This is a genomic window from Streptosporangium sp. NBC_01639 (assembly GCF_045209755.1).
GTDB lineage: Bacteria > Actinomycetota > Actinomycetes > Streptosporangiales > Streptosporangiaceae > Streptosporangium.
The window spans coordinates 473,169-498,379 of record NZ_CP109272.1 but is presented as its reverse complement, the minus strand read 5'-3'; the positions used below and the strand labels follow the sequence as shown (position 1 = coordinate 498,379).

Annotated in this window: 21 protein-coding genes and 1 riboswitch; of the genes, 15 read left to right on the top strand and 6 right to left on the bottom strand. The window is 70.3% G+C overall.

The genetic code is table 11. The features are described 5' to 3' along the window. Positions 1 to 206: 206 nt before the first annotated feature. Positions 207 to 1,982: an ABC-F family ATP-binding cassette domain-containing protein gene (locus OHA77_RS02340; protein WP_406315796.1), complete on the top strand. Its 1,776-nt coding sequence runs from the start codon at positions 207 to 209 to the stop codon at positions 1,980 to 1,982. An 82-nt stretch (positions 1,983 to 2,064) separates the two neighbouring features. On the opposite strand, the gene OHA77_RS02335 is transcribed toward OHA77_RS02340, so the two are convergent. The 4 genes from OHA77_RS02335 to OHA77_RS02320 all read right to left on the bottom strand — a co-directional run bounded on the left by OHA77_RS02335 (position 2,065) and on the right by OHA77_RS02320 (position 6,416). Continuing rightward, on the bottom strand, positions 2,065 to 2,751 hold the full coding sequence (locus OHA77_RS02335) for a TenA family protein (protein ID WP_406315794.1): 687 nt from the start codon (positions 2,749 to 2,751) through the stop codon (positions 2,065 to 2,067). Beyond that, positions 2,739 to 2,837, bottom strand: a riboswitch (TPP riboswitch). Its footprint overlaps the gene before it by 13 nt. 145 nt (positions 2,838 to 2,982) lie before the next feature. Next, positions 2,983 to 3,252, bottom strand: coding sequence for a hypothetical protein (locus OHA77_RS02330; protein ID WP_406315792.1), 270 nt, complete (start codon positions 3,250 to 3,252; stop codon positions 2,983 to 2,985). Between the two features lie 102 nt (positions 3,253 to 3,354). Beyond that, positions 3,355 to 5,142, bottom strand: coding sequence for an endonuclease/exonuclease/phosphatase family protein (locus OHA77_RS02325; protein WP_406315790.1), 1,788 nt, complete (start codon positions 5,140 to 5,142; stop codon positions 3,355 to 3,357). Between the two features lie 107 nt (positions 5,143 to 5,249). Then, positions 5,250 to 6,416, bottom strand: coding sequence for an ROK family protein (locus tag OHA77_RS02320; protein ID WP_406315788.1), 1,167 nt, complete (start codon positions 6,414 to 6,416; stop codon positions 5,250 to 5,252). 146 nt (positions 6,417 to 6,562) lie between these two features. Here OHA77_RS02320 and OHA77_RS02315 point away from each other — a divergent pair, with 146 nt between their 5' ends. Genes OHA77_RS02315 through OHA77_RS02295 form a run of 5 tightly spaced genes read left to right on the top strand, consistent with a single transcriptional unit; the run spans position 6,563 to position 12,364 of the window. Then, on the top strand, positions 6,563 to 7,807 hold the full coding sequence (locus OHA77_RS02315) for a Gfo/Idh/MocA family protein (protein WP_406315786.1): 1,245 nt from the start codon (positions 6,563 to 6,565) through the stop codon (positions 7,805 to 7,807). Further along, positions 7,804 to 9,408: a beta-N-acetylhexosaminidase gene (locus OHA77_RS02310; RefSeq protein WP_406315784.1), complete on the top strand. Its 1,605-nt coding sequence runs from the start codon at positions 7,804 to 7,806 to the stop codon at positions 9,406 to 9,408. Before OHA77_RS02315 ends, OHA77_RS02310 begins: the two co-directional genes overlap by 4 nt. A 21-nt stretch (positions 9,409 to 9,429) precedes the next feature. Then, positions 9,430 to 10,674: an ABC transporter substrate-binding protein gene (locus tag OHA77_RS02305; RefSeq protein WP_406315782.1), complete on the top strand. Its 1,245-nt coding sequence runs from the start codon at positions 9,430 to 9,432 to the stop codon at positions 10,672 to 10,674. A gap of 3 nt (positions 10,675 to 10,677) precedes the next feature. Beyond that, positions 10,678 to 11,556, top strand: a complete 879-nt coding sequence (locus tag OHA77_RS02300; RefSeq protein ID WP_406315780.1) for a carbohydrate ABC transporter permease — start codon at positions 10,678 to 10,680, stop codon at positions 11,554 to 11,556. Continuing rightward, positions 11,549 to 12,364: a carbohydrate ABC transporter permease gene (locus OHA77_RS02295; protein WP_406315778.1), complete on the top strand. Its 816-nt coding sequence runs from the start codon at positions 11,549 to 11,551 to the stop codon at positions 12,362 to 12,364. Before OHA77_RS02300 ends, OHA77_RS02295 begins: the two co-directional genes overlap by 8 nt. Positions 12,365 to 12,623: 259 nt before the next feature. Here OHA77_RS02295 and OHA77_RS02290 read toward each other — a convergent pair whose 3' ends face one another. Continuing rightward, on the bottom strand, positions 12,624 to 13,907 hold the full coding sequence (locus OHA77_RS02290) for a vanadium-dependent haloperoxidase (protein WP_406315776.1): 1,284 nt from the start codon (positions 13,905 to 13,907) through the stop codon (positions 12,624 to 12,626). A 260-nt stretch (positions 13,908 to 14,167) separates the two neighbouring features. On the opposite strand from OHA77_RS02290, the gene OHA77_RS02285 reads away from it, so the two are divergent. The 8 genes from OHA77_RS02285 (at position 14,168) to OHA77_RS02250 (ending at position 23,123) form a co-directional block, all read left to right on the top strand. Then, on the top strand, positions 14,168 to 15,223 hold the full coding sequence (locus OHA77_RS02285; protein ID WP_326822329.1) for a helix-turn-helix domain-containing protein: 1,056 nt from the start codon (positions 14,168 to 14,170) through the stop codon (positions 15,221 to 15,223). Between the two features lie 247 nt (positions 15,224 to 15,470). Beyond that, positions 15,471 to 16,202: a PIG-L deacetylase family protein gene (locus OHA77_RS02280; RefSeq protein WP_326822330.1), complete on the top strand. Its 732-nt coding sequence runs from the start codon at positions 15,471 to 15,473 to the stop codon at positions 16,200 to 16,202. 10 nt (positions 16,203 to 16,212) lie between these two features. Further along, entirely contained in the window at positions 16,213 to 16,914 is a 702-nt protein-coding gene (locus OHA77_RS02275) for a 4-carboxy-4-hydroxy-2-oxoadipate aldolase/oxaloacetate decarboxylase (protein WP_406315773.1), read from the top strand. Then, positions 16,911 to 17,705 carry a DUF1932 domain-containing protein gene (locus tag OHA77_RS02270; protein ID WP_406315771.1) on the top strand — a complete coding sequence of 265 codons (795 nt, stop codon included), beginning with the start codon at positions 16,911 to 16,913 and terminating at the stop codon, positions 17,703 to 17,705. The genes OHA77_RS02275 and OHA77_RS02270 overlap by 4 nt, the downstream gene beginning before the upstream one ends. A gap of 50 nt (positions 17,706 to 17,755) precedes the next feature. Next, entirely contained in the window at positions 17,756 to 18,847 is a 1,092-nt protein-coding gene (locus OHA77_RS02265; RefSeq protein ID WP_406315769.1) for a 4-oxalomesaconate tautomerase, read from the top strand. Between the two features lie 82 nt (positions 18,848 to 18,929). Then, complete coding sequence (locus tag OHA77_RS02260) at positions 18,930 to 19,883, top strand: VOC family protein (protein ID WP_406315767.1); 954 nt, start codon at positions 18,930 to 18,932, stop codon at positions 19,881 to 19,883. 141 nt (positions 19,884 to 20,024) lie between these two features. Further along, the gene (locus OHA77_RS02255) at positions 20,025 to 20,735 is read left to right on the top strand and encodes a GntR family transcriptional regulator (protein ID WP_406315765.1); all 711 of its coding nucleotides are present in this window, start codon (positions 20,025 to 20,027) and stop codon (positions 20,733 to 20,735) included. A gap of 87 nt (positions 20,736 to 20,822) precedes the next feature. Further along, positions 20,823 to 23,123: an FdhF/YdeP family oxidoreductase gene (locus OHA77_RS02250; RefSeq protein WP_406315763.1), complete on the top strand. Its 2,301-nt coding sequence runs from the start codon at positions 20,823 to 20,825 to the stop codon at positions 23,121 to 23,123. Positions 23,124 to 23,197: 74 nt separating this feature from the next. On the opposite strand, the gene OHA77_RS02245 is transcribed toward OHA77_RS02250, so the two are convergent. Beyond that, entirely contained in the window at positions 23,198 to 23,416 is a 219-nt protein-coding gene (locus tag OHA77_RS02245) for a hypothetical protein (protein ID WP_406315761.1), read from the bottom strand. Between the two features lie 47 nt (positions 23,417 to 23,463). On the opposite strand from OHA77_RS02245, the gene betA reads away from it, so the two are divergent. Continuing rightward, positions 23,464 to 25,206, top strand: a complete 1,743-nt coding sequence (betA, locus tag OHA77_RS02240; protein ID WP_406315759.1) for a choline dehydrogenase — start codon at positions 23,464 to 23,466, stop codon at positions 25,204 to 25,206. Positions 25,207 to 25,211 lie beyond the last annotated feature (5 nt).

Genomic DNA, 25,211 nt, shown 5'->3' with positions numbered 1-25,211 from the left:
GCCAGGACGGCGACGGTTAATGTGTTGTGGTCGTAGTACGGTGCCGCCTACGGTGTCTCGTATGTGTTCCTGATCCGGTCGCGGTCTCACCGCTTTTTCGCGCGATGTCGTTCTGACACGCCGCGCGTCTCCGCCGCCGGATGCCGTTTCCTCGTGTTTCCCGGTGGCCGTCCATGTCCACTGTCGGGAAACCGGAGGTTGCACCCTTGACCCGTCCGTCGCAGCTCACTGTCGCTCATGTCACCAAGGCCTATGTGGGCCATGTCGTACTGGAGGATGTCTCCTTCACCGTCGCCGTGGGTGAGCGGGCCGGTGTCATCGGTGAGAACGGTTCGGGCAAGTCCACTTTGCTGCGTCTTCTCGGGGGGCAGGAGAAGCCGGACGACGGCGAGGTCGTCGTCGTGGCCTCCGGTGGGGTCGGTTATCTCGATCAGACGTTGGATCTGCCTGCTACCAGTACCGTTCAGGATGCCGCCGATGCGGCGCTGGCCGATCTGCGTGATCTGGAACGCCGTATCCGTGAGGCTGAGGAGTCGCTGGCCGATGCCTCGCCGGAGGAGTTGGCGCTCTACGGTGATCTGGTCGCGGCTTATGAGGCGCGTGACGGTTACGGGGCCGATGCGCGGATCGACGCGGCGATGCATGGTCTCGGTGTCGCTCATCTGGCCCGGGATCGGCGGCTCGGTGGGCTGTCGGGTGGTGAGCGGTCTCGGCTGGCGTTGGCGTGTGTGCTGGCCGCCGCGCCTGAGGTGCTCCTGCTCGACGAGCCGACCAACGACCTGGACGAGGCGGCGGTGACATGGCTGGAGAACCGGCTGCGCGCCCACCGCGGCACCGTCGTGACGGTCACCCACGACCGGACGTTCCTGGAACGGGTCGCCACCACGATCCTGGAGGTCGACCACGACCGCCGTACCGTCACCCGGTACGGCGACGGCTGGGACGGCTACCTGGCGGCGAAGGCCGCGGCCCGGCGCCGCTGGGAGCAGGACTACCAGGAGTGGCTGGCTGAGATCGACCGCCAGACCGACCTCGCCGGCACGGGCGCCGTACGGCTGGCCTCCAGCGTCTGGTCCGGCGACCGTCCCCGTACGGCAGGCCACCGCCGCTCGCATGAGGCAGGGCTGTCAGGCCAGATCCGCAAGGCCCGGGAGCGGCTGCGTCGCCTGAGTGAGGAGCCGGTCCCACGTCCGCCCGACCCGCTGCGCTTCACCGCCCGGTTCGGCGGCGACGCGGGTAGCGCCGACGACGCCCTCCGGCTCGGCGGCGGTGACGTGGGTGCCGCAGGTGGCAACGATGGTTCCGTCCGGCCCGGCGGCGGTGACGTAGGTGGCGTCGGCCGGCCGGTCCGGGGAACCGGCGCCGGACCGGGCGATGCCGTCCGGAGCGGTGGTGAGGCCGGCGCCGCGCCGCTGGCCGCGCTGAACGGCGTCCGGGTCGGCGACCGGCTCGCCGTCGAGGAGTTCGCGCTCGCGCCCGGTCAGCGGGTGCTGCTCACCGGACCCAACGGGGCGGGCAAGACGACGTTCCTGCGGGTGCTCGCCGGGGACCTCGCCCAGGACGCCGGCACCGTGCGCCGTCCCGAGCGGATCGGCTACCTGCGCCAGGAGATACCCGTCAGACGGTCCAAGGGCGCGGTGCTGGCCGCTTACGCCAAAGGACTGCCGGGGTCGCTGGAGGAGCACGCGGCGGCGCTTCTCGCGCTGGGACTGTTCCAGCGCGAGGACCTCCTCAAGCCGCTGGCCGCGCTCTCCATCGGGCAGCAGCGCCGCCTGGAGCTGGCGCGGCTGGTGAGCCGCCCCGTCGACCTGCTGATCCTGGACGAGCCGACCAACCATTTCTCGCTCACCCTCGTCGAGGAACTCCAGGAGGCGCTGGCCGCCTACCCGGGCGCCCTGGTGGTGGTCTCCCACGACCGTCGTTTCCGCGACGACTTCGTCGGGTCGCACGCCGTACTGCGCGCGGGCAGGCTGCTGAGCTGAGGGTCCGCCCGGTCGGGGTCATCGGCGGGCGAGGTCTCCGCCCAGTGACGGGCGGAGGGGTTCGCAGGCGTGACGGCGGGCGTCAGCCGCCGGGCCGCCACTGTTCCGTGGGCCAGGTCTCCTGGTGCCAGGCGCTGTCCCAGAACATCCACTCGTACTCCGTGGCCTGGACGAACGCCTCGGTCATGGCCGCGCGCGTCTCGCCGTCCGCCCCGGCCGCCAGCCGGTCGGCGATCTCCTTGGCCCGCTCGACCGACTTGGCGAAGTCCGGATCGGCGTAGGTGGAGATCCACGCGCGGTAGGGGTGGTCGGCGACGTCGCCGACCTGCTGCAGCAGCGCCGCCCCCACGTCCTGGTAGACCCAGAAACACGGCAGGAGGGCGGCCACGAGCACCGGGTACGGCGCGGCCAGCGCGACGGCCTGGAGGAAGGAGGAGTAGCCGAGGCAGGTGGGCGAGGTGCGGATGCCCGAGAGGTCGGCGGCGCTCAGGCCGTACTCCTCGATGTAGCCCTCGTGCAGGGTCCGCTCGGCGGCCAGTGCGGCGTGCGCGCTGTCCGCCCAGAACGCGGCCTCCTCAGGGTCGCCGGCCCGCACCGAGGCGGTGGCGAGCGCCTTGGAGAACGCCTCGAGATATCGGGCGTCCTGCACGATATAGAAGGCGAACCGCCTGCGATCGAGCGTGCCCTCGCCGAGCGCGGTGTTGAAGGGGTGCTCGTGGATGGCGCGCAGCAGTGCGGTGGAGCGGGCCCAGACGTCGTCGCAGAACATGACGTCCCTTCGCTAGTTCGAACTAGATCAGGTTCGACGGGTGTGCTCTCAGCCCCGGACCTGCCGGGGCACCCCGCGTCGCGAGTAGGTTAACAGCTCGCTCGTCGGCGGCGGTCACCCCGGTGGTGCCGTGGCGGCGACTCCCGGATCAGGGCGACAGCGGTGGTGCGCGCTCCGCATCCGGGCCGCATCGGCAGGCCATCGGTTCCGGGTGAGACCGCGTCCGGAGGATCAGTCCGCCAAGCGCGTGAGCACCTCACGCATGTCGTCATAGGTGCCCGGTACGTCCGTGGACTTTCCCAGCCGGTGGCTCTCCAGCCGGACGGCGCCCACGTGCCGGGCCCGATAGAACAGCGACCGCAGCGCGGCGCCGGGCGTGGACGACAGCGGTCCGTACGTCTCCCAGAACGCGTCCCGCTCCGTGCCCGGTCGCCGGCCGGCCATGGAGATCGTCCAGTCGGACTCCGGGTCGCCCCACGACGTTCGGTCGCAGTCGAACACGCCGGTGATCGTGGGCTCCGGCGCGCCATCCGAGACCTGCAACCTGCCTGTCGGCGACCGGGGCGGGAAGTCGCCGGCCCTCGGAAGGACCGGCGACGATCGTCATCGAGAGATCTCGTACGGAATGATCTCCGCGAGGGAGGAGGCCCCGTTCATGCCGTAGTCCACGCGCAGCCTCACGTATCTGGCCGCGACACCCTGCATGTCGACGTCGTTCGGCGCCGTCATGCGCGGCCACTCGACCCGCTTGACGTCCCTGAACGTCGTGCCGTCGCCGCTCACCTGCACCACGCCCTTCAGGACGGTGCCGTTCATGTCGTAGCCCAGTTTGGGCTGGAACCGGACCGCGGACAGGGCCCGGACCCGCCCGAGGTCGACCGTGATGAAGTGGGGCTGGGGCGCGATCTCCGGGTAGTTGGAGTGGTAGTCGGTCGTGAGATCGCCGTCGACCGCCCGGACAGGGTCGCCGACGCCGGGCTTGAAGGTGGTCGCCGTCGCGCTGAGCTCGGTCGGCGGGACCGGGGTGCCGACCGGGGTGGCGGGCCAGACGCCGGGGGCGTTCTCTGGCTCCTCGCTGACGATCGGCCGGTCGGGGCCCGTTCCCTCTCCGCGGACCACCACGTCGGTGACGACCGCGCTGTGGTCGGAGTAGAACGGATAGGTCTCGTCGAGGGCGCTGCCCTGGTGGCGGGACAGGCGGCGGTCGTCCGTGCGCGAGCCGAGGACGCGGACGTCCTCGCCTCGCGTGAACACGTAGTCGGTGCGGGCGGGCGCGGAGCGGTAGCCGCTCAGCGAGCTCCAGGTGCGGCCGGGGTAACGCCCGGCGTCGGCGTTGGCGTGGCGGAAGGTGTCGACGAAGCCGGCATCGGTGAACATCTTGGTCAACGGCCACGGCAATACCATGCCCGCGTGCCCGCGCGCGTTCTTGAACTGCTCGGTCCAGTCCAGGTGCGGCCAGGCGTTGAGATCTCCGCCCATGAGCACCGGGGCGTCGTCATCGCCGATGAAGGACGGCAGCGCCTTTTCCAGGATGGCCTTGCCCATGGCGACGCGACGGAAGCGGTCGTCGTCGAGGAGCTGCGCGTCGGTCTTCGTCCGGGGCCGGCCGTAGAGGTTCTGCACGGCCGCCTCGTGGGTGTCCCAGTTGGCGGAGATCTCGTGCCAGGTCCACATGCTGAAGGCGTGGACGTGTTCGCCGTTGGGCAGGCCGAGCCGGGCGCCACCGAGGTTGAACGAGGTGATGTCCGCGTCGGCGTAGCGCGGGTAGACCTTCTCGATCTTGAGCTTCGTGTACAGCCACAGGTTGTCGCCGTTGACGCTGTAGTCCGCCGGCTGGGTGAGCTGCGCGGCGGAGAACCGCTCGCCCGCCGGCCGTCCGGCGTTCAGCCCGTCAAGGATCTTCTGCCCCGATCCGTACCCCTCGACCACGAACAGGACGTCGGGATCGACCTCATTGAGGTACTCGATCATCTGCCTGAGGTTCTCGCCCGTCTTCTCCTGGCCGTTGATCGTGCCACCGACGTAGAGGTTCCACGCCATCAGCCGCAGCGGTGTGCCCACCTGCTTCTCCGGCAGGGACTTGACGGTGGCGTCGACCGTCACCTGGTGCTCGGGCAGCAGGAAGGGACGGGTTCGGGCACCCCCCGTACTGCTGTAGATGGTCTCCCGCGCCCATACCTGGTCACCGCTCCTGACGGTGGCGGTGAACTCCTCCACCTGGTGCGGGCGCGGATTCCCGGTCCACACCACCGTACAGATACGACCGCCCCGGTCCGAGTCGCATTCCATCCGGTGCGGGGGCGACTGGGCCACGGCCGCGGCCGGGGGTGCCGGGGTCAGCAGCCCGGCGAGGGCCAGGGCGACGGCTAAGGGCGGGATCAATCTGCGCATGAGCTGTCCTTTACCGGAGGGTGCCGAGCATGTGGCCGGCGGTGTGCGGGGGGTGAGTGCGTGTGGAGGGGGGGTCTTCGAGGCGAAGGCATGGGCGGAAGGGGCTGTCAGGCGAGGCGCTGGGGAGCGCAAGGGCGGGAAATCGTGCCTTCCGGTGAGAAGAAGTACGTGTCCACGTGGTCCAGCGCCAGGCAGGCCGCGCCGAGGGCGACGCATTCCTCACCGAGCGTCGAGGGCCGGATCTCGGGGACGCGCAGGCAGTGGGGTTCGAGGGCCCGGCGCAGTGCGGGCAGCAGGACGTCGGCAGAGCGGGAGAATCCGCCACCGAGGACGACCAGTTCGGGGTCCAAGGTCAGGACCATGGCGGCGGTGCCGAGCGCGAGATGGTGGGCGTAGGTGTCGACGGCTGCCATGGCGCCAGGGTCGCCGGCACGGGCGGCCGTGAAGACGAGCCCGGCGGCGTCCTCGGGCGGGGCGCCCTGGGCGGCGGGGGAGCCCTCCAAGTGAGCGGCCATGGTGCGCCAGCCGGTCATCTTCATGAGGCCGACCTCCCCGGTGGCGCCGCTGAAGCCGTGGTGGAGCCGGCCGTTGAGGATGAGCGCGGCCCCGGGTCGGCGGCCGGCGTGCAGGTAGACGAGGTCGCGGACGCCTGCCGCGACGCCCAGTCGCTGTTCGGCGAGGGCGGCGAGCTTGCTGTCGTTCTCGATGGTGATCGGGCAGGGCAGCAGCTGCCCGAGATGGCCGATGAGGTCGACGCCGGGCCAGTCGGGGAGGTCGTCGACCCGGGTGATCAGGCCTTCCCTGTTGACGACGCCGGTGCTTCCGGCGGCGACGCCCCACAGGTCGGGCGCGATCAGGCCGGAGGCGACGAGCGCGGCATCGATGGCCCTGCCCACGGCGTCCAGCCGTTCGTGTCGGGTGGTACGCCGGGTCACGGCGACCCGGCCGCTGGCGACAGTCCGGCCGGCGAGGTCGGTGACCATGGCGAGGACCTTGTGAACCCCTATGTCGATGCCGAGCACGTGCCCGGCATCGGCGCGGAAGCGGTACCGCTTGGCGGGTCGGCCCATGCCGCCCGGGGCGGGCTCGACCTCGGCGATCCAGCCGCGTTCCTGGAGATCGGTGACGACGTCCACCATGGAACCCCGCGACAGCCCGATCACCGCGGCCAGTTTGGTGAGCGTCAGCGGGCTGCGCGCCTCACGCAGGGCACGGATGCTGCTGAGCGAGTTCAGCTGGCGCAACCGCTGAAGGTCCCCACCACTGACCTGCACGAGATCACTCCTCACTATTAATGGACTCCTGATTATGTTCGTCTGGCGCGATCTCCACTAGCTGGATCATCCGACAAAGAAGGCTTGACCACAAGGCTGAATCTATGAGTATCTATGGACTCCACAATAAGTCGGGGAGTTCGGCAATGACAGTGACCATAGCCGTCGTCGGAGCGGGAGCCCGGGGCCAGATCTACGCCAGGGCGGCCGCGGCCGACGGCCGGGCGCGGATCGTGGCCGTGGCCGACCCGGATCCGGCCAGACGGGCCAAGCTGGCCGTCGAGCACAGCCTGCCGGAGCAGGCCTGCTTCACGGAGTGGGCCGAGCTGGCCGCCGTGCCGAAGCTGGCCGACGCCGTGGTCATCGCCACCCAGGACCGGTTGCACGTCGAGCCCGCCGTGGCCTTCGCCGAGCTGGGCTACGCCATCCTGCTGGAGAAGCCGATGGCCCCCACCGAGCCGGAGGCGCGCAGGATCGTCGAGGTCGTCGAGCGCAGTGGCGTCGTTTTCGCGGTCGGCCACGTGCTCCGCTACACCGCCTACACCAAGGTGCTCAAGGAGCTCGTGGGCAGCGGCCGGCTAGGCACGATCTCCAGCGTTCAGCACCTGGAGCCGGTGGGCTGGTGGCACATGGCCCATTCTTTCGTGCGGGGCGCCTGGCGCAACGCGACCGAGTCGGGGCCGATGCTACTGACCAAGTCCTGCCACGACATCGACTGGCTGCTCCACCTCATCGAGGACGAGCCGGTCGGCGTGGCGTCCTTCGGTTCGCTGACCCACTTCCGACAGGAGAACCGGCCGGAGGGCGCGGGCGGGCGCTGCGTGAGCTGCGCGGTCGAGCCCACCTGCCCCTACTCCGCCAAACGCTTCTACCTGGGCTGTCTCGGCGATCCGAACCGGGAGTTCTGGCCGCTCGGCGCGGTCACCTCCGACGCCACGACGGCCGGCGTCACGCACGCGCTGGAGACCGGCCCGTACGGCCGCTGCGTCTACGACTGCGACAACGACGTGGTGGACCAGCAGGTGGTGATGCTGGAGTTCGCGCAGGGCGCGACCGCGTCGTTCACGATGACCGCCTTCACCCCGCTGGAACACCGCAAGACCAGGATCTTCGGCACGAACGGCTTCGCCGAGGGCGACGGCCAGAAAATCAGGATCGTCGACTTCGTGACCGGCGCCGAGGAGACGATCGACACCGAGACAAGCGCGGGCGCGTCGTTGGCCGACGGCCACGGCGGCGGCGACACGGGTCTCACCAGGGCCTTCATCGACGCCGTAGTGGCCGGCGATCAGGCGCCGCTCGGAGCCGGCGCGGCCGACGCGCTGGCCGGGCACCTCGTCGTCTGGGCCGCCGAGCGCGCCCGCGAGACCCGGACGGTGCAGGCCCTGTGACGACGATCCCGACGCCCTCCCGCCTCACCCCGGCCGAAGGGCGGTTCACCTTCACCGCCGCCACTCCGCTGACCGCCGATCCGATGTTGGCCAGGGCCGCGGTGTGGCTCCGCGAGACCCTCATCCCGGCCACCGGCCTGCCGCTGCCGGAGGGCCCCGGTGGGGTCGAGATCCGCCTCGCCGAAGGGCTCGGGTCTGAGGAGTACCGGCTCACAACCACGGCGGAGTCGGTGCTGATCGAGGCCGCGGCCCCGGCCGGTGCTTTCTACGGGGCTCAGACGCTACGCCAACTCCTCCCCCCGGCCGCGTTCCGCGCCGGCCGTACCGGGGAGAGGACGTGGAGCGTCCCCGCCGTCAGCATCGCCGACGCGCCCAGGTACGGCTGGCGCGGCTGTCTCATCGACGTGGCCCGCCGCTTCCTGCCCAAGAACGACCTGCTGCGGTACATCGACCTGCTGGCCACGCACAAGCTCAACGTCCTGCACCTGCACCTGACCGACGACCAGGGCTGGCGGCTGGAGATCAGGAAGTACCCGAAGCTGACCGAGGTCGGTGCCTGGCGGCGCGAGTCGCCACTGGGCGCCAAGCGGCACCGCCTGTTCGACGGGCGTCCGCACGGCGGCTTCTACAGCCAGGACGACATCAGGGAGATCGTCGCCTACGCGGCCGACCGGTTCGTCACGGTCGTCCCGGAGATCGACCTGCCCGGCCACACCCAGGCCGCCATCGCCGCCTACCCGGAGCTCGGTAACCTCGACGCTCCACTGGACGTGCGCGTTGAATGGGGCGTCGGCGAGAACGTGCTCAACGTCTCCGACGAGACGATCGCCTTCTTCACCGACGTCCTCGACGAAGTCCTGGAGCTCTTCCCCGGCGAGTACATCTGCGTCGGCGGCGACGAGGTCCCCAAAACCCAGTGGAACGAGAGCATCCCGGCCAAGGAGCGCATCCGCGAGCTCGGCCTGCGCGACGCCGACGAGTTGCAGACCTGGTTCATGCGGCACTTCACCGACTACCTGCTGGCCCGGGGGCGCAAGCCGCTCGGCTGGGACGAGCTCATGGAAGGCGGCCTGCCGGCGGGAGTCACCGTCGCCGCCTGGCGCGGCGACAAGTGCGCGGCGCTGGCCGCGCGGGCCGGCCACGACGTGGTCGTCTCGCCGTTCGCCGAGACCTACTTGGACTTCCGCCAGGCCGAGGGCGATCAGGAGCCGGTGCCGATCGGCAGCGTGACTTCCCTGAGCGCGGTGCACGCCTTCGACCCGGTCCCCGGCGGCCTCACCGAGGAGGAGCGGGGCAGGATCCTCGGCGCCCAAGCGGCGCTGTGGACCGAGCACATCGACTCGCCCCGGCTCCTCGACTACATGGCCTTCCCACGCCTGGCCGCTTTCGCCGAGGCGGTGTGGAGCGACGAGCACGACTTCGAGGACTTCCTCGCCCGGCTCGCCGTACACGAAAGGCGGCTCGACGCCCTGGGCGTGGAGTATCGCCCGGCCGCCGGCCCGCACCCCTGGCAGCAACGTCCCGACGCCCCCGGCCATCCCCGGACCAGGGCCGAGATCGACGACAAGCTCGCCGCCTGGACCGCGATCCTGCGGTTCTGAGACACCCCCCTGGAGAAACCCATGCGTTTTCGCCTGCCCATAGCCGGGCTGCTCGGCCTTGCCGTCCTCGCTGCGGGATGCGGCTCGTCCGGCGAGCCTGTCGCATCCGGAAAAGTCGCTATCAGCTACGCCATCTGGGACAAGAACGACCAGGCCAGCGCCGAGAAGATCATCGCCGCTTTCCAGCAGGCCAACCCGAACGTCACGGTCAAGCTGGAGATCACCCCCTGGGACCAGTACTGGACCAAGCTCCAGACGGTCGCGTCCGGTGGCACCGCCCCCGACGTCTTCTGGATGAACAGCCTCAACCTCCGCATGTACGCCAAGGGCGGCATCATCGCCCCGCTCGACGAGTCCAAGGTCACCGACCTGCCCCAGGCGGTCGTCGACGGCTACCGCCATGACGGCAAGCTGTACGGCCTGCCGTTCAGCGTGAGCATCCCGGCGCTCTGGTACGACAAGAAAATCTTCGACGCGGCCGGCGTGAAGTACCCGACCGCCGACTGGACCTGGGACGACGTCAAGGCTGCCGCCAAGAAGCTGACCGACCCGTCCAAGAAGCAGTTCGGCATCCTCGCCCCGATGCTGGACCAGGTCGGTTTCTACAACACGATGATCCAGGCCGGCGGCCATGTGGTCTCGGCCGACGGCAAGAAGAGCGGCTTCGACGAGCCCGGCTCCATCCAGGGCCTGGAGTTCTGGACCGGCCTGATCAAGGACCAGGTCGCGCCCGTCGCGGAGGTCTACGCCGACACCGACACCATCCAGCTCTTCCAGTCCGGCAGGTACGGCATGCAGTATGGCGGCGTCTGGTTCGCCTCCACTTACTGGGCCAACCCCGAGATCCGCGAGCGGATCGACGTGGCCCCGCTGCCCAAGGGGCCCACGCAGGAGGCCGTCATCCTGCTCGGCCTGGCCAACGCCGTCTCGGCCAAGTCCGAGCACCCGAAGGAGTCGGCGGCGTTCGCCGAGTTCGTCGCCTCCGCGCAGGCCCAGAAGATCATCAGCGACAGCGGCGGCGGCGCCCTCTCGCTCCGCCCGGCTACGCAGGACGGCTGGTACAAGGCCTTCCCCTCCTTCCATCTGAAGGAGACGGTCACCGATTCGCTGCCGAACGGCGTGCCGTACCCGGTCTCGATGAACACCGCGCAGTGGCAGGACGTACAGAACAGGTTGCTCGCCGACGCCTGGGCGGGCAAGCGGCCGGTGGCCGACGCGGCCAAGGAGATCGCAGCGCAGATGACCGAGATCCTGGCCAAGGAGTAACAGATGCTCATCAAGCGCGAGTGGGTCTGGGGGTACCTCCTCATCGCCCCGATGGCGCTGGGTCTGGCCGTCTTCTACCTGTGGCCCATCGCCCAGACCCTGTATCTCAGCTTCACCGAGTCGGGCGTCTTCGGCGGGCAGACCTGGGTGGGGACGGCCAACTTCACCGACCTGCTCGGTGACGAGGAGATGCTCGGCGCGCTCGGCAACACCCTGCTCTACGCGGTGCTGGTGCTGGCGGGTGTGCCGCTGTCCCTCGCCCTCGCGGCCCTGCTGAACGTGCCGGGGCTGCGCGGCCTGAGCGTCTACCGGACGCTGTACTTCCTGCCGGTCGTCACCATGCCCGCCGCGATGGCCCTGACCTGGCGCTACCTGTTCAACGGCGACTTCGGCACGATCAACTACCTCCTGGGCACGCTGGGGATCGACGGGCCGTACTGGGTCGGCGATCCCGACTTCGCCATCTACGCGATCGCGGTCGTCGGGATCTGGAGCTCGATCGGCTACAACGCCGTGCTGCTCCTGGCGGGGCTGCAGAGCATTCCGCGCCACTACTACGAGGCGGCCGAGATCGACGGCGCGAGCCGGCTACGGCAGTTCTTCCGCATCACGCTCCCGCTCCTCACGCCGACCACGTTCTTCGTCGTCGTGATTACGATGATCAACGCCCTGCAGGTCTTCGACCTGGTCTATCTCATGGTCGACCTGAAGAGTCCGGCGCTGAGCGGCAGCCGCACGATCGTCTACCTCTTCTACGAGAAGGGCTTCGTGCAGAACCAGCGAGGGCTCGCCGCGGCGATCGCCGTGCTGCTGCTCGGGCTGATCCTCGTGCTGACCGCGATCCAGTTCAGGCTGCAGAAGAAGTGGGTGCACTATGAGTAGGCCCAGGACCTGGCCGGTCCACGTGGTGCTGGCCGCGGGCGCGCTGGTGATGCTCGCGCCCTTCGCCTGGCAGATCGTGGTCTCGCTGCAGACGCTGCCCGACTCGCTGCGGACGCCGCCGAAGTTCACGCCCTCGTGGCAGTGGTCGAACTTCGCCGATGTCTTCCGCTCGGTGCCGCTGGCCAGGCAGTTCCTCAACACCGTCGTGGTCACCGTGGGCATCACCGCCGGGCAGCTGCTGCTGTGCTCGCTGGCCTCCTTCGCCTTCGCCCGGCTGCGCTTTCCCGGCCGGGGCGCCATCTTCATGGTCTTCCTGGCCATGCTCATGGTCCCCGGCGAGCTGTTCCTCATCCCGCGCTACGAGATCATGCAGGGGCTCGGCTGGCTCAACACGCTGCAGGCGCTGATCGCGCCGGGCGTTTTCGGGGCTTTCGGCACGTTCCTGCTCAGGCAGTTCTTCCTCACCCTGCCCACGGAACTGGACGAGGCTGCGCGCCTCGACGGGGCCAACCCGCTGCAGATCTACTGGCACATCATGCTGCCGCTGGTCAGGCCGGGGCTGCTGGCGCTGGGGCTGCTGACCGTCATGTGGTCGTGGAGCAGCCTGCTCTGGCCGCTGGTGGTCAACACCGATCCGGAGATGATGACGCTCGCCGCCGGGCTCGCCTCGCTCCGCGGGCAGTTCCAGACCAACTTCCCGATCCTGTTCGCCGGGACGGTCGTCGCCTCACTGCCGGTGATCGTTCTCTTCGCGGTCATGCAGCGGCAGCTCATCGCCGGCATCGCCTTCACCGGCTCGAAGGGCTGACCCGCAAGCCTTTTCTCCGTATTTATCCCTATTGCAAATTATGTAAGAAATCTGGGTGCGTTCCTTCTGCTATTTCGGTGAACCGCCGGTCCGACGTCCGGTGCCGGGCTCGCCGTGGCCACGATCGCCGTCACACGGTGTCGGTGTCCGTGGCCGGGAAACGGGTGATCAAGGCGTAAGGGCGACGGATCGGCCCCGCGCCGTAGGGAGGGCGGGGCCGCCGTCCCTACGGCGGGGACACGCCGTCACCCCCGGGATGTCAGGGGAAGAGCCGCGCCGAGTTCCGGAGGGTGTCCGCGGCGACCCGGCGGCCGAGCGTCGCCCCGGCCTCGTCGGCGGACCGGGTGTGGATGCCCGACCAGACCCGGGCGTCGACGTTCTCGTCGGTCAGCTCCTTCCAGGTGGTGTAGGTACGGATGACCCCCGGCGCGGTCAGGCTGGTGACGGTGAACGGCCCGGCGGCGTGGGCGCCGACCAATGCGGTGAGGACCTGCTCGGCGGCACCGGCGTAGGTGCCGTGGGCGCTGGGGTATTCGGGGTGTGACGGCGTCGCGTGCAGCGGTGCCCAGTCCGGGTCCGGGTCGGTGGCGGGATCACCGTCGACGTCGGCGGAGCGGATCGCGGTGACGGGCCGCCACCGCAGGTAGGCATACTTCGCGTCGGATGTGGCGATCTGGGTGTCCACCAGCGCCACATGGAAGAGCGCGACGAGCTCGGCCTGCGCGGGCAGCGGTTCGGACGACGCCGCGAGGGCCGCGCGCACCACCTCGGTGTAGATGAGCTGCGGGGAATCCAGCCAGAACTGGGCGTTCTCCGTCTGCTCCGGGGTGCGCACGAGGCTGTCCGCCGCGCCGTACGCGCGCACCTCCGCAAGGTCGGCCCGGTAGCGGGCGGATCCCAGCGCGGGCGGCGGCTCCGGGCGGAACAGGTCAGCATGCTCCAGGAGGAAGGGCCTGGCGTGGCGGGTCCCCGCCTGTTCGGCGGGGCCGTAGGCCGGGGGAGTGGGCTGCCAGATACCCGGCTCAGGGGCGGGAGGCGGGTACGGCGGGTCGATCGAGGCCGGGTCGAACCCGTCCCCGGCCCGCTCCGCGAGGAGTTCCGCCGCCCTGGCCGTCCCGGCCGCCACCCCCTGGTCCTTGGCGGGACCGTCGGGTATGCGGTCCAGCGTCGCCGCCAGTGCCGCGTCCAGTCCGTCGGCACCGGCCGGGATCAACCCGGCGAGCGAGGTGTGGACGGCCGAGGCGAGCGCGGCGTCCTGGAAGTCCGGCGAGTGCGGACCCGACCTGAGGGCGCGGGCGGCGGACAGCCAGCTGATCGCCCAGGTGCGGTCGCCGGTGAGCTGGGCTTCGGGGCCTCCGGCGGCGATGGTGGCGGCGGTGGCGTCATACCACTCCAGGACCACGTCGCCACCGCGGGAGGAGGCCGGGGGAGCCGCCCCCGCGGTCACGGTGGTGAGCGCGGCGACGGCCGCCGTCACCACGGTCCACAGCGGGGTGCGGGGCCGCAGGGCGGTGCGCGGCAAAGCAGCTGAGTCGGTCGTCATCTCGGTACGGGTTCCTCTCTGGACATCGCGGAAGATAGGGATGCCACGCGATGGTGCCCAGGTCTGACGGGCACGGGAGCGGAGTACTGGCTGGCCGGCCGCGTCAGGCCGAAGTGGTCACGGAGGGTCGTTCCGGTGTACTCGGTACGGAACAGGCCACGTGCCCTCAGTATGGGCACCACCTGCTCGACGAACGTGTCGAACCCGCCGGTCAGCTGCGGAGTCATGACATGCCTTAATTCATGAAATAGGCGCCCTTTATGCTGGAGCCGCACTCGGCGCTTCTGCGTGGCTCGACGGAATGGGTGAAGTGGAACATGGAGCAACGACGATTACTGGAAGGTCTCGGAGTCGCCGTCGCGGAAGAGACGACATACCGGGCGTTGCTACGGCACGGACCGGCCACCCTCAACCAGCTCGCGTTCGAGACCGGCACCTCGGCGGCGGTGATACGCCGGATGTTCCCCCGGATGGAGGACCTCGGCCTGGTCACCAGGGTGGCGGGCAGGCCGCTCCGCCTGATCGCGACACCGCCGAACGTCGCGATCGACATACTGGTGGCGCGGCGCCATGAGGAGATCGCGCACAGCAGGGCCGCCGCCGCGCTGCTGGCGACCGAGGTCGTCAACCGGAGCGGACCGCACCCGGAGGAGGTGCTCGAAGTGGTCACCGGACGTGAGGCCGTCGGCCGCCGCTTCCAGCAGATCGAGCGGAACACCACCGAAGAGCTGCTCGTTCTCGTGCACCCGCCCTACGCCGTCGACGTCAGCGGCGATCAGGAGGATCGGCGGCACGTCGTGCACCGCCGGGCCCGGACGCGCGGGATCTACGGTCCGCTGGCGTTCGAGGAGCCCGGCATGCTGGAGCACACCCGCTTGGCGATCAAAGAGGGTGAGGAGGCCCGCCTCGGTCAGGTCCCCGTCAAGCTCGCCGTCGCCGACGCCCGCGTCGCGATGCTGCCGCTCGTCTCCGACGAGAACCGGGCGGTGGAGAGCGCCCTCGTCGTGCATCCTTCGGCGCTGCTCGACGCCCTGGTCGGGCTCTTCGAAGTGTTGTGGCAATCCGCCATCCCCCTGCACGGGACCACGACCCCCACCGGGGAGTCCCTGGAGTCCGAGACCTGGTCCCAGCCGTCCGACGCCGAGGTCCTCGCACTGCTGGCAGCGGGTTTGAAGGACAACGCCATCGCCCGCCAGCTCGGCATCAGCCCGCGTACCGTGCAACGGCGGGTGCAGGTCCTCTGCGAGCGTCTCGGTGCCCGCTCGCGTTTTCACGCCGGGCTCCTCGTCGGTCGGCACAACCTCCTCGGGCCCTGACGGCACCGTACCGGCCCTGACGGCACCGTACCGGCGTCTCCACACCCGGCCTGCCGGCGGCATGACGCGAGCGCGGTCTCGGAGCGCCGCTTTCCGATGGTGGGTTGTGGCGGGGAGATAGTTGGGGATATTGTTGACAATATCGTAACTAATCGCACCGGCATGCTTCACTATCGTTCTGTCAATATTGTTGACAATAATGTGTGCAGTCTGGCGATGTCGCTGCAACGGATAGAAAAGGACGGGCATGTCGACCAAGGGACCCCTGCTGGTCATCACCGCTCATCCAGGAGACTTCGTCTGGCGTGCCGGTGGGGCCATCGCGCTGGCGACCGGGCGCGGGCAGCGCGCCGTGATCGCCTGTCTCAGTTTCGGCGAGCGCGGTGAGTCCGCCGGCCTGTGGCGCAAGGGGCACAGCCTGGAGGAGGTCAAGGCGGTCCGGCGCGAGGAGGGCGAGAAGGCCGCCGGCGCGTTGGGCGCCGAGGTGGTCTTCTTCGACGCCGGTGACTACCCGTTGGTCGAGACACCGGAACTGACCCGGTCGCTGATCGACCTCTACCGGGGCCTGCAGCCGTCCGTGGTGCTGACGCACGCCCCGAACGACCCGTACAACATCGATCACCCCGTCGCCGGAGAGATCGCCCGCAGGACGCGGATCCTCGCCCAGGCCCCCGGGGTGCCGGGTGAGGGCGAGGTGATCGGTGCTCCTCCGGTGTTCTGCTTCGAACCGCACCAGCCCGAGGTGTGCGACTTCCGGCCCGATGTCCTGCTGGACATCACGCCGGTGTGGGAACAGAAGCTCGCGGCGATGCGCAGTCTCGGCGCCCAGGGGCACCTGGTGGAGTACTACAGCGATCTGGGCCGCCGCCGGGGGGTGCAGGCCAAGCGCAACAGCGGGCCGAACCTGGGGCTGCCCGTGGAGGCGTTCGCCGAGGCGTACCAGCGGGTCTACCCGCAGGTCACCTCCGAGCTGGACTAGGAGGACCCGCATGGCAGGGCACTATGTCGTACGGAACGTGACGCGTCCCGACCCGGAGGTCGTCAGAGGACTACACGACGCCGGGGTGGCCACGGTGCACGAGTCGGCGGGGCGTACCGGGCTCGTGGCGCCGGCCGTCAGGCCCCGCCAGGACGGCGCGGTGATCGCGGGGCCCGCGGTCACCGTGTCGAGCCACCCCGGCGACAACCTGATGATTCACGCGGCGGTGGAGATGTGCCAGGAGGGGGACGTCCTCGTGGTGACGACGACCTCCCCTTCCACCGACGGCATGTTCGGCGACCTGCTTGCCACGTCGCTGCTCTCCCGGGGAGTGGTGGGTCTCGTGACGGACGCCGGGGTGCGTGACATCGCCGCCCTGCGCGCGATGGGCTTCCCCGTCTGGGCGCGCGCCGTCTCGGCGCAGGGCACCGTCAAGGCCAGCCCCGGCTCCGTCAACGTGCCGGTGGTCTGCGGTGGCCAGGTGGTACGGCCCGGCGACGTCGTGATCGCCGACGACGACGGAGTCATGTGCGTGCCGGCCCGGTCGGCCGCGGACGTGCTGGCCAGGGCGCGCTCCCGGATCGCGGCCGAGGAGGACAAACGGGCCGCCCTGAGCTCCGGGGTGCTCGGCGTCGACATGTACGGCCTGCGTGAGCTGCTGTCCCGGTTGGGGGTCGACTATGTGGACGACCTGCCCGAGGAGGAACGATGAAGCCGCGCGTCGCCCTGCTCGGACTCGGTGAAGCCGGGTACGCGATCGCCTCGGGTCTCAGCACCCACGCGCACGTCACCGGCTTCGACCCCGCATGGACGGACCGCCCGGCCGGTTTCACCGTGCTGGGCTCCGCCGCCGAGGCCGTGGCCGGCGCGGAGGTGGTCATCGCGCTGACGGCGGCCGCCGACGCGCCCGGCGCGCTGGCGTCCGCCCTCGGGAACACGGCGGACGGCGCGGTGTATCTCGACCTGTCGACCGCGAGCCCGGACCTCAAGCGCGACCTCGCGGCCACCGCGACCGCGCACGGGCTGACCTTCGCCGAGGGCGTCCTGATGGCGCCCGTGCTCCGGCTGCTGGTGAAGACCCCCGTTCTGGCCGCGGGCCCCGGCGCCGGACGCGCCGCCGCGTTGCTATCCGCCTGCGGGATGGACATCACCCCGCTCGGCGGGGAGGTCGGCGAGGCGGCGGCGCGCAAACTCCTGCGCAGCATCGTGGTGAAAGGCCTGACCGCTCTGATGGTCGAGTCGTTGCGGGTGGCGGAGACGCAGGGGCTGGGGGAGTGGTGTTACGACCATCTGGTCGACACCCTGACCGAGGTCGACGGCGACGTGATCCGCAAGCTCCTCGACGGTACCGTGCGGCACAGCGCACGCCGTGTGGCCGAGATGGAGGCGGCCGCCTCGATGGCCGGGACGGCGGGGGAGTCCGCGGCGATGACCCGGGCCACCGTCGAGGTCCTGAGGTCGGTGCCCGGCCGGGGTGTTCCGCGGTTCGGGACGGCACTGTGAGCACCCGGGTTCGGGACGGCGCCGTGAGCACTGGGGTTCGGGAGGGCGCCGTGAGCACCGAGGAGGAGATCGAGGACGCGGGGCTCCGATGCATGCTGATGCGCGGCGGAACCTCGAAGGGGGCCTACTTTCTCGCGGAGGACCTGCCCGCCGAGGAGGACAGACGCGATGACCTGCTGCTGCGGCTGATGGGCTCGCCCGACGCCCGGCAGATCGACGGGATCGGCGGAGGTCATCCGCTGACGAGCAAGGTCGCGGTGGTGTCGCGCTCGGCGGATCCGCAGGCCGACGTCGACTACCTGTTCCTGCAGGTGCAGGTCGCCGACGCCCGGATTTCGGCGCGACAGACCTGCGGCAACATTCTGGCCGGCGTCGCGCCGTTCGCCATCGAGCGCGGACTGGTGCCGGTGGACGGCGCCACCACCCGGGTGCGCGTCCGCATCGTCAACGGGGGCGGCACGGCGACCGCCGTCGTGGACACCCGTGACGGCCGGGTGAGGTACGCGGGGGACACCCTCATCTCGGGCGTGCCGTTCCCGGCCGCACCGGTTCCCCTCTACTTCGAGGACACCGAGGGGGCCACCTGCGGCAGCCTCCTGCCCACCGGGTCGGTACGGAACGAGATCGCCGGCGTGGAGACGACCTGCGTCGACAACGGCATGCCCGTCGTGCTGATGGCCGCCGAGGCGCTCGGGGTGACAGGGTACGAATCCCCCTCCGAACTGGAGGCCGACGCGGCGCTCGGGGCGAAGGTCGAGGAGATCCGCCTCCGGGCGGGTGAGCTCATGGGGCTGGGTGACGTGCGCGCGACCACGGTGCCCAAGATGACCCTGGTGGCCGCGCCCCGCGACGGGGGCGCCATCTCGACCCGGACCTTCATCCCGCACCGGGTCCACACCTCCATCGGCGTCCTGGGAGCGGTCTCGGTCGCCACCGCCGTACTCGTCGAAGGCTCGGTCGCGGCCGAGGTGGCCGCGTGTACGGCACCGGCAGGCACCCTGCGGATCGAGCATCCGACCGGTTTCTTCGACACCGCGATCGAGGTGTCCGGGAGCGGGACGGCCCTGCGCGTCCACCGGTCGGGAGTGGTGCGCACCGCGCGCAAGCTCTTCGACGGCCGGGTCTGGCCGCGCCGGCGCTGACCCCTCCCGCCGTGAATCCGCGGTTCCGACAACGCAGGCGCCGCGAGCCGCCTGACCCTGGCACCGACCAAGAGGAGATCCGATGCAGTCAGAAGCGTTCCGCGACATCGCCCACGTGGGGTCGGTCGAGCTTTTCACCCCGGTGCTGGAGGAGACCCGCGCCTTCTTCGTCGACCTGATGGCGATGAAGGAGGTCCACCGGGAGGGCGACTCGATCTACCTGCACTCCTGGGACGACTACGAGCGGTACACGGTGAAGATCACCGCCAGGGACCGGGCCGGTGTCGGCCGTACGTTCCTGCGGGCGGCGAGCCCGCAGGCCCTGCGGCGCCGGGTCGAGGCCGTCGAGGAGGCCGGTCTCGGCGCAGAGTGGAGCGAGTCCGAGTTCGGGCTCGGGCCCGTCTACCTCTTCACCGACCCGGACGGCCATGACATGGGCCTGTACTACGAGACGGAGAGGTACGTCGCGACCGAGGAGCACCGGCCGTCGTTGAAGAACCAGGCATCGGCGTTCCCCGGGAGAGGGGCCAACGTCCGGCGCCTCGACCACGTGAACTTCCTCGCCTCCGATGTGCCGGCCGCCTCCGCCTTCATGTCCGGCACGCTGGGCGCACGGGCCACCGAGCAGATCGTCACCGACGACGGTGAGACCGCCGCCATCTGGTACTCGGTCTCCAACAAGTCCTACGACGTCGTCTACACCTCCGACTGGCACGGCGCGCGGGGACGCCTGCACCACGTGGCGTTCGCGACCGACACCCGGGAGGACATCCTGCGGGCCGCCGACGTCTTCCTCGAAGCGGGCATCCACATCGAGACCGGCCCCCACAAGCACGCCATCCAGCAGACGTTCTTCCTCTACGTCTGGGAGCCCGGCGGCAACCGCATCGAACTGTGCAACGCCGGCGCCCGGCTGATCCTGGCCCCCGACTGGGAGGTCATCACGTGGACGCAGGCGGAGCGCGCCAAGGGGCAGGCGTGGGGCCTGAAGACCATCGAGTCGTTCCACACCCACGGCACCCCGGTGATCGGGTGACACCTCCCCGCTGACACGGCGGACCCGGGCCGGGGATGCCGTAGTGCCGGGGGGTGTCGGGGATCGTGGTGCCGGGTTCGGCGCCGGTAGGGTTGGCACCCTCTGTCGCCACCGGGTGGTGACCGATACGGGAGGAAGGGCATGGGAGCGGGCGATCCCCAAGATCTGGTGGTGAAGATCCGCCGCTCGGTGCTGGACGGTCACTTCGCCGCCGGGCAGCGTCTGGTCGAAGCCGAGTTGTGCGATCTCTATCAGGTCAGCCGGTCCACCGTGCGGCAGGCGTTGCGAGAGCTCGTCGCGGACGGTCTCGTCGAGGTGCAGCGCAACAAGGGGGCGCGGGTCCGGGTGATCTCCACCGCCGAGGCGGTGGAGATCACCGAGGTGCGGATGGTGCTGGAGGGCCTGCTGGCGGCGAAGGCGGCCGAGCGGGTGACGCCCGAGCAGGCCGGAAGGCTGCTCAAAATCAAGGAGGCGATGCGGGAGCGGGTCGCGGCTCACGACCCGCTGGCCTACTCCGAGCTGAACGCGGCGCTGCACGGTCTGGTCCAGGAGATCGCGGGGCAGGTGACCGCCCGTACCATCCTGGTCCGGTTGCAGGGTCAGCTCGTCCGCCACCAGTTTCGGCTGTCGCTGCAGCCGGGGCGCTCCGCCGTCTCTCTCGGTCAGCATGAGAGGATCGTCGATGCCGTCGTCGCCCGGGATCCGGCCGGCGCGGAGGCCGCGATGCGCGAGCACCTGCGCGACGTGATCACCCAGATCACCCGGATCTCCCAGGCCACGACGCCCTCGGTCGAGGTAGCGGCACCGGCCGGATCCGGAGCCTCCCGGCGGGACGGCCTCGCGACCCGGTGACGGCCCCGTGCCCCGGGGGAAGTGCCCACGTGGCAGGATCGCCTGACAGGGCGACAGAGCCGCGCACCGGGAGAAGGAGCCGCCAGGATGGTCAGGAAGGCCCCACGCGAGGACGTCAACGACGACAATCTCACGGTCGGTCCCCCCAAGGAGTGGGCGGCGGGCATGCCGGGGGTGACCCGGTCGCTGCTGACGTCCTACGCCCAGATGGGCGCCGGCCGTACGCTCCTGACCCTGGCCCGCGTCAACCAGAAGGACGGCTTCGACTGCCCCGGTTGCGCGTGGCCCGAGGGGGAGCACCGCAGCCCGGTGGAGTTCTGCGAGAACGGAGCCAAGGCGGTGGCCGAGGAGGCCACCACCCGCAGGGTCACCCGCGACTTCTTCGCCGCGCACACCGTCGACGAGTTGGCGGGACGGACCGACTACTGGCTGGGCCAGCAGGGACGGCTCACCGAGCCGATGCACAAGCCTGCCGGATCCGACCACTACCTGCCGGTGACCTGGGAGAAGGCGTTCGCCATCGTCGCCGAGGAGTTGCGCGCGCTCGCGTCCCCGGACGAGGCGGTGTTCTACACCTCCGGCCGCACCTCCAACGAGGCCGCGTTCGTCTACCAGCTCCTGGTGCGCCGGTTCGGCACGAACAACCTCCCGGACTGCTCCAACATGTGCCACGAGTCCAGCGGTTCGGCGCTCAACCAGACGCTCGGCATCGGCAAGGGCACGGTGTCACTGGAGGACCTGCACCGCGCCGACCTCGTCTTCGTCGTCGGCCAGAACCCCGGCACCAACCACCCGCGCATGCTGTCTGCCCTGGAACGGGCCAAGCGGAACGGTGCGCGGATCATCGCGGTCAACCCGCTGCCCGAGGCGGGACTGCTCCGCTTCAAGAACCCCCAGCGGCCGTCCGGGGTGGTGGGCCGGGGCACGACGCTGGCCGACCGGTTCCTGCAGATCCGGCTCAACGGCGATCTCGCGCTCTTCTCCGCCCTGTCGCGGTCGCTGCTGGAGGCCGAGGACGCGGCCCCCGGCTCGGTGGTCGACCGCGACTTCGTCGAATCCCACACCCACGGCTTCGACGACTGGGCCAGGAGCGTCCGCGACCTCGACTGGGCGGACGTCGAGGAGGCGACCGGGCTGGAGAGGTCCGCCATCGAGGAGACGGTGGGCGACGTGCTCGGGGCGCGATCGGTGATCGTGTGCTGGGCGATGGGCCTCACCCAGCACAAGAACTCCGTCGCCACCATCCGGGAGGTGGTCAACTTCCTGCTGCTGCGCGGCAACGTGGGGCGGCCGGGCGCCGGAGTCTGCCCGGTGCGCGGGCACTCCAACGTCCAGGGTGACCGCACGATGGGCATCTACGAGAAGCCGCCGGCACACTTCCTCGACGCGCTGCGCGAGGAGTTCGGCTTCGAGCCTCCCCGCCACCACGGCCTGGACACCGTGGAGGCGATCAGGGCGCTCCGGGCGGGAGAGGCCAAGGTGTTCTTCGCGATGGGCGGCAACTTCGTGGCCGCCACCCCGGACACGGCGGTGACGGAGCAGGCGATGCGCCGGGCCCGGCTCACCGTGCAGGTGTCGACCAAGCTGAACCGCTCCCACGCCGTCTGCGGCGAGCAGGCGCTCATCCTCCCGACGCTGGGCCGCACCGAGCGGGACGACACCCGCTTCGTCACGGTCGAGGACTCCATGGGCCTGGTGCACGCCTCCCGGGGACGGCTCCGGCCGGCCTCACCGGAGCTGCTGCCCGAGGTGGCGATCGTCTGCCGGCTGGCACGCGAGCTCTTCGGCGCCGACCCCCACGTGCCCTGGGCGGAGTTCGAGGCCGACTACGACACGATCCGGGACCGCATCGCCCGGGTGATCCCCGGCTTCAGCGACTTCAACGCCCGCGTCCGCGCCCCCGGTGGGTTCGCGCTGCCCAACGCGCCGCGCGACGAGCGGCGCTTCCCGACCGCGACGGGGAAGGCCAACTTCACCGTCAACGCCCTGGAGGTGCTGCGTGTCCCGGCGGGGCGGCTGCTGCTGCAGACGGTCCGCAGCCACGACCAGTACAACACCACCATCTACGGCATGGACGACCGTTACCGGGGCGTGCGCGGCGGCCGCCGCGTCGTCTTCGTCCACCCCGGCGACCTGGCCGAGCGGGGGCTGGCCGACGGGGACATGGTGGACCTCATCAGTGAGTGGCCCGACGGGGAACGCAGGGCCGAGGGGTTCCGCGTCATCGCCTATCCGACCGCCCGCGGCTGCTGCGCGGCCTACTTCCCCGAGACCAACGTGCTCGTGCCGCTGGACTCGGTCGCGGAGACCTCCAACACCCCCACCTCCAAGAGCGTGGTGGTCAGGCTCAGCCGGCGTGACCAGGACGGCGGCCCTCAGCCGGGGTAGCCCGGGACGGTGGTTCTCAACCGGGGTAGCCCGGGACGGTGGTTCTCAACCGGGGTAGCCCGGGACGGTGGTTCTCAGCCGGGACAGTCCAGGCGGTGGCCGATGTCCTCGGCGCCCCTGGCCAGGACCGGGGCGAGCTCGTGCAGCCGCTCCTCGCTGAAGCGGTAGGTCGGTCCCGGGGCGCCGACCACGGCGACGAGCAGCCGGGCCCGGTGCCGGTCGTCGAGGTGGGCCGGCAGGACCTTCCCGCTGGAGGCGGCGTGCAGCGCGGATGGTGCGCTGCGTTGCGCCATTCGATACGATCCTCGTTACCCCCCCTGCTGCGCGAGACGGGGCAGACATGTACGACTTCGTCATCGTCGGGGGCGGATCAGCCGGAAGCGCCCTGGCGAACCGGTTGTCCGCCGACCCCGCCCGCCGCGTGCTGGTGCTGGAGGCCGGCCGCTCCGACTACCCCTGGGACGTCTTCATCCACATGCCGGCCGCGCTGACCTTCCCGATCGGTAACCGCCACTACGACTGGAAGTACGAGTCCGAGCCCGAACCGCACATGAACGGCCGCCGGATCCACCACGCGCGGGGGAAGGTGCTGGGCGGTTCCAGCAGCATCAACGGCATGATCTTCCAGCGGGGCAACCCCCTGGACTACGAGCGCTGGGCGGCCGACCCCGGCATGGAGACCTGGGACTTCGCGCACTGCCTGCCGTACTTCAAGCGGATGGAGAACTGCCTCGCCGCCGATCCGGACGACCCGATGCGTGGGCACGACGGGCCTCTGGTGCTGGAGCGCGGGCCGGTGCGCAACCCGCTGTTCACGGCCTTCTTCGCGGCGGTGCAGCAGGCCGGCTATCCGCTGACCGATGACGTGAACGGCTACCGCCAGGAGGGATTCGCCCGGTTCGACCGCAATATCCGCCGAGGGCGCCGGCTGTCCGCCGCCCGTGCCTACCTGCATCCCGTCAGGAGGCGCCCCAACCTGGAGATCAGGACACGGGCGTCCGTCACGAAGATCCTCTTTGCGGGACGGCGGGCCGTCGGCGTGGAGTACGACGGCAGGACGGTCCGCGCGGGCGAGGTCGTCCTCTGCGGCGGCGCGATCAACTCCCCGCAGCTGCTCCAGCTCTCCGGCGTTGGAGCCGCCGGGGAACTGGCGGCCCTGGGCGTCGACGTCGTGCACGACCTGCCGGGAGTCGGGGAGAACCTCCAGGATCACCTGGAGGTCTACATCCAGTACGGCTGCCGCGAGCCGGTGTCGATGCAGCCCGCGATGAAGTGGCGCAACCGGCCGTGGATCGGCGCGCAGTGGCTGTTCCTGCGCAGCGGGCCCGGGGCGACCAACCACTTCGAGGCGGGCGGCTTCGCCCGGAGCAACGACGACGTCGGCTACCCCAACCTGATGTTCCACTTCCTGCCCGTCGCGGTGCGCTACGACGGATCCGCGCCGGTGGGCGGGCACGGGTACCAAGTGCACATCGGGCCGATGTGCTCGGACGCGCGCGGCTCCGTGAAGATCAGGAGCACCGATCCCCGGGTCCACCCCGCGCTGCGGTTCAACTACCTGTCCACCGCGCAGGACCGCAGGGAGTGGGTGGAGGCCGTCCGGATCGCCCGCGACATCCTGACCCGGCCCGCCATGGACGCCTTCAACGCCGGGGAGCTGTCACCCGGACCGGGGGTCCGGACCGATGAGGAGATCCTGGACTGGGTCGCCAGGGACGGCGAGACCGCGCTGCACCCTTCGTGCACCGCCAGGATGGGGACCGGCCCCCGCTCCGTCGTCGACCCGCTGTCCATGAGGGTGCACGGCCTCGACGGGCTGCGCGTCGTGGACGCCTCGGTCATGCCGTACGTGACTAACGGCAACATTTACGCGCCGGTCATGATGGTGGCGGAGAAGGCCGCCGACCTGATCCTGGGCGACACCCCGCTCGCGGCCGAGCACCTCGACTTCTACCGGCATCGCCCGACTCCGACCTCGACTCCGACCTCGACTCCGACCTCGACTCCGACCTCGACCCCGACCTCGACCCCGACCTCGACCCCGATCGCGGACCCGACCCCGACCCCAGAACCAGGAAGGTAAGGAAC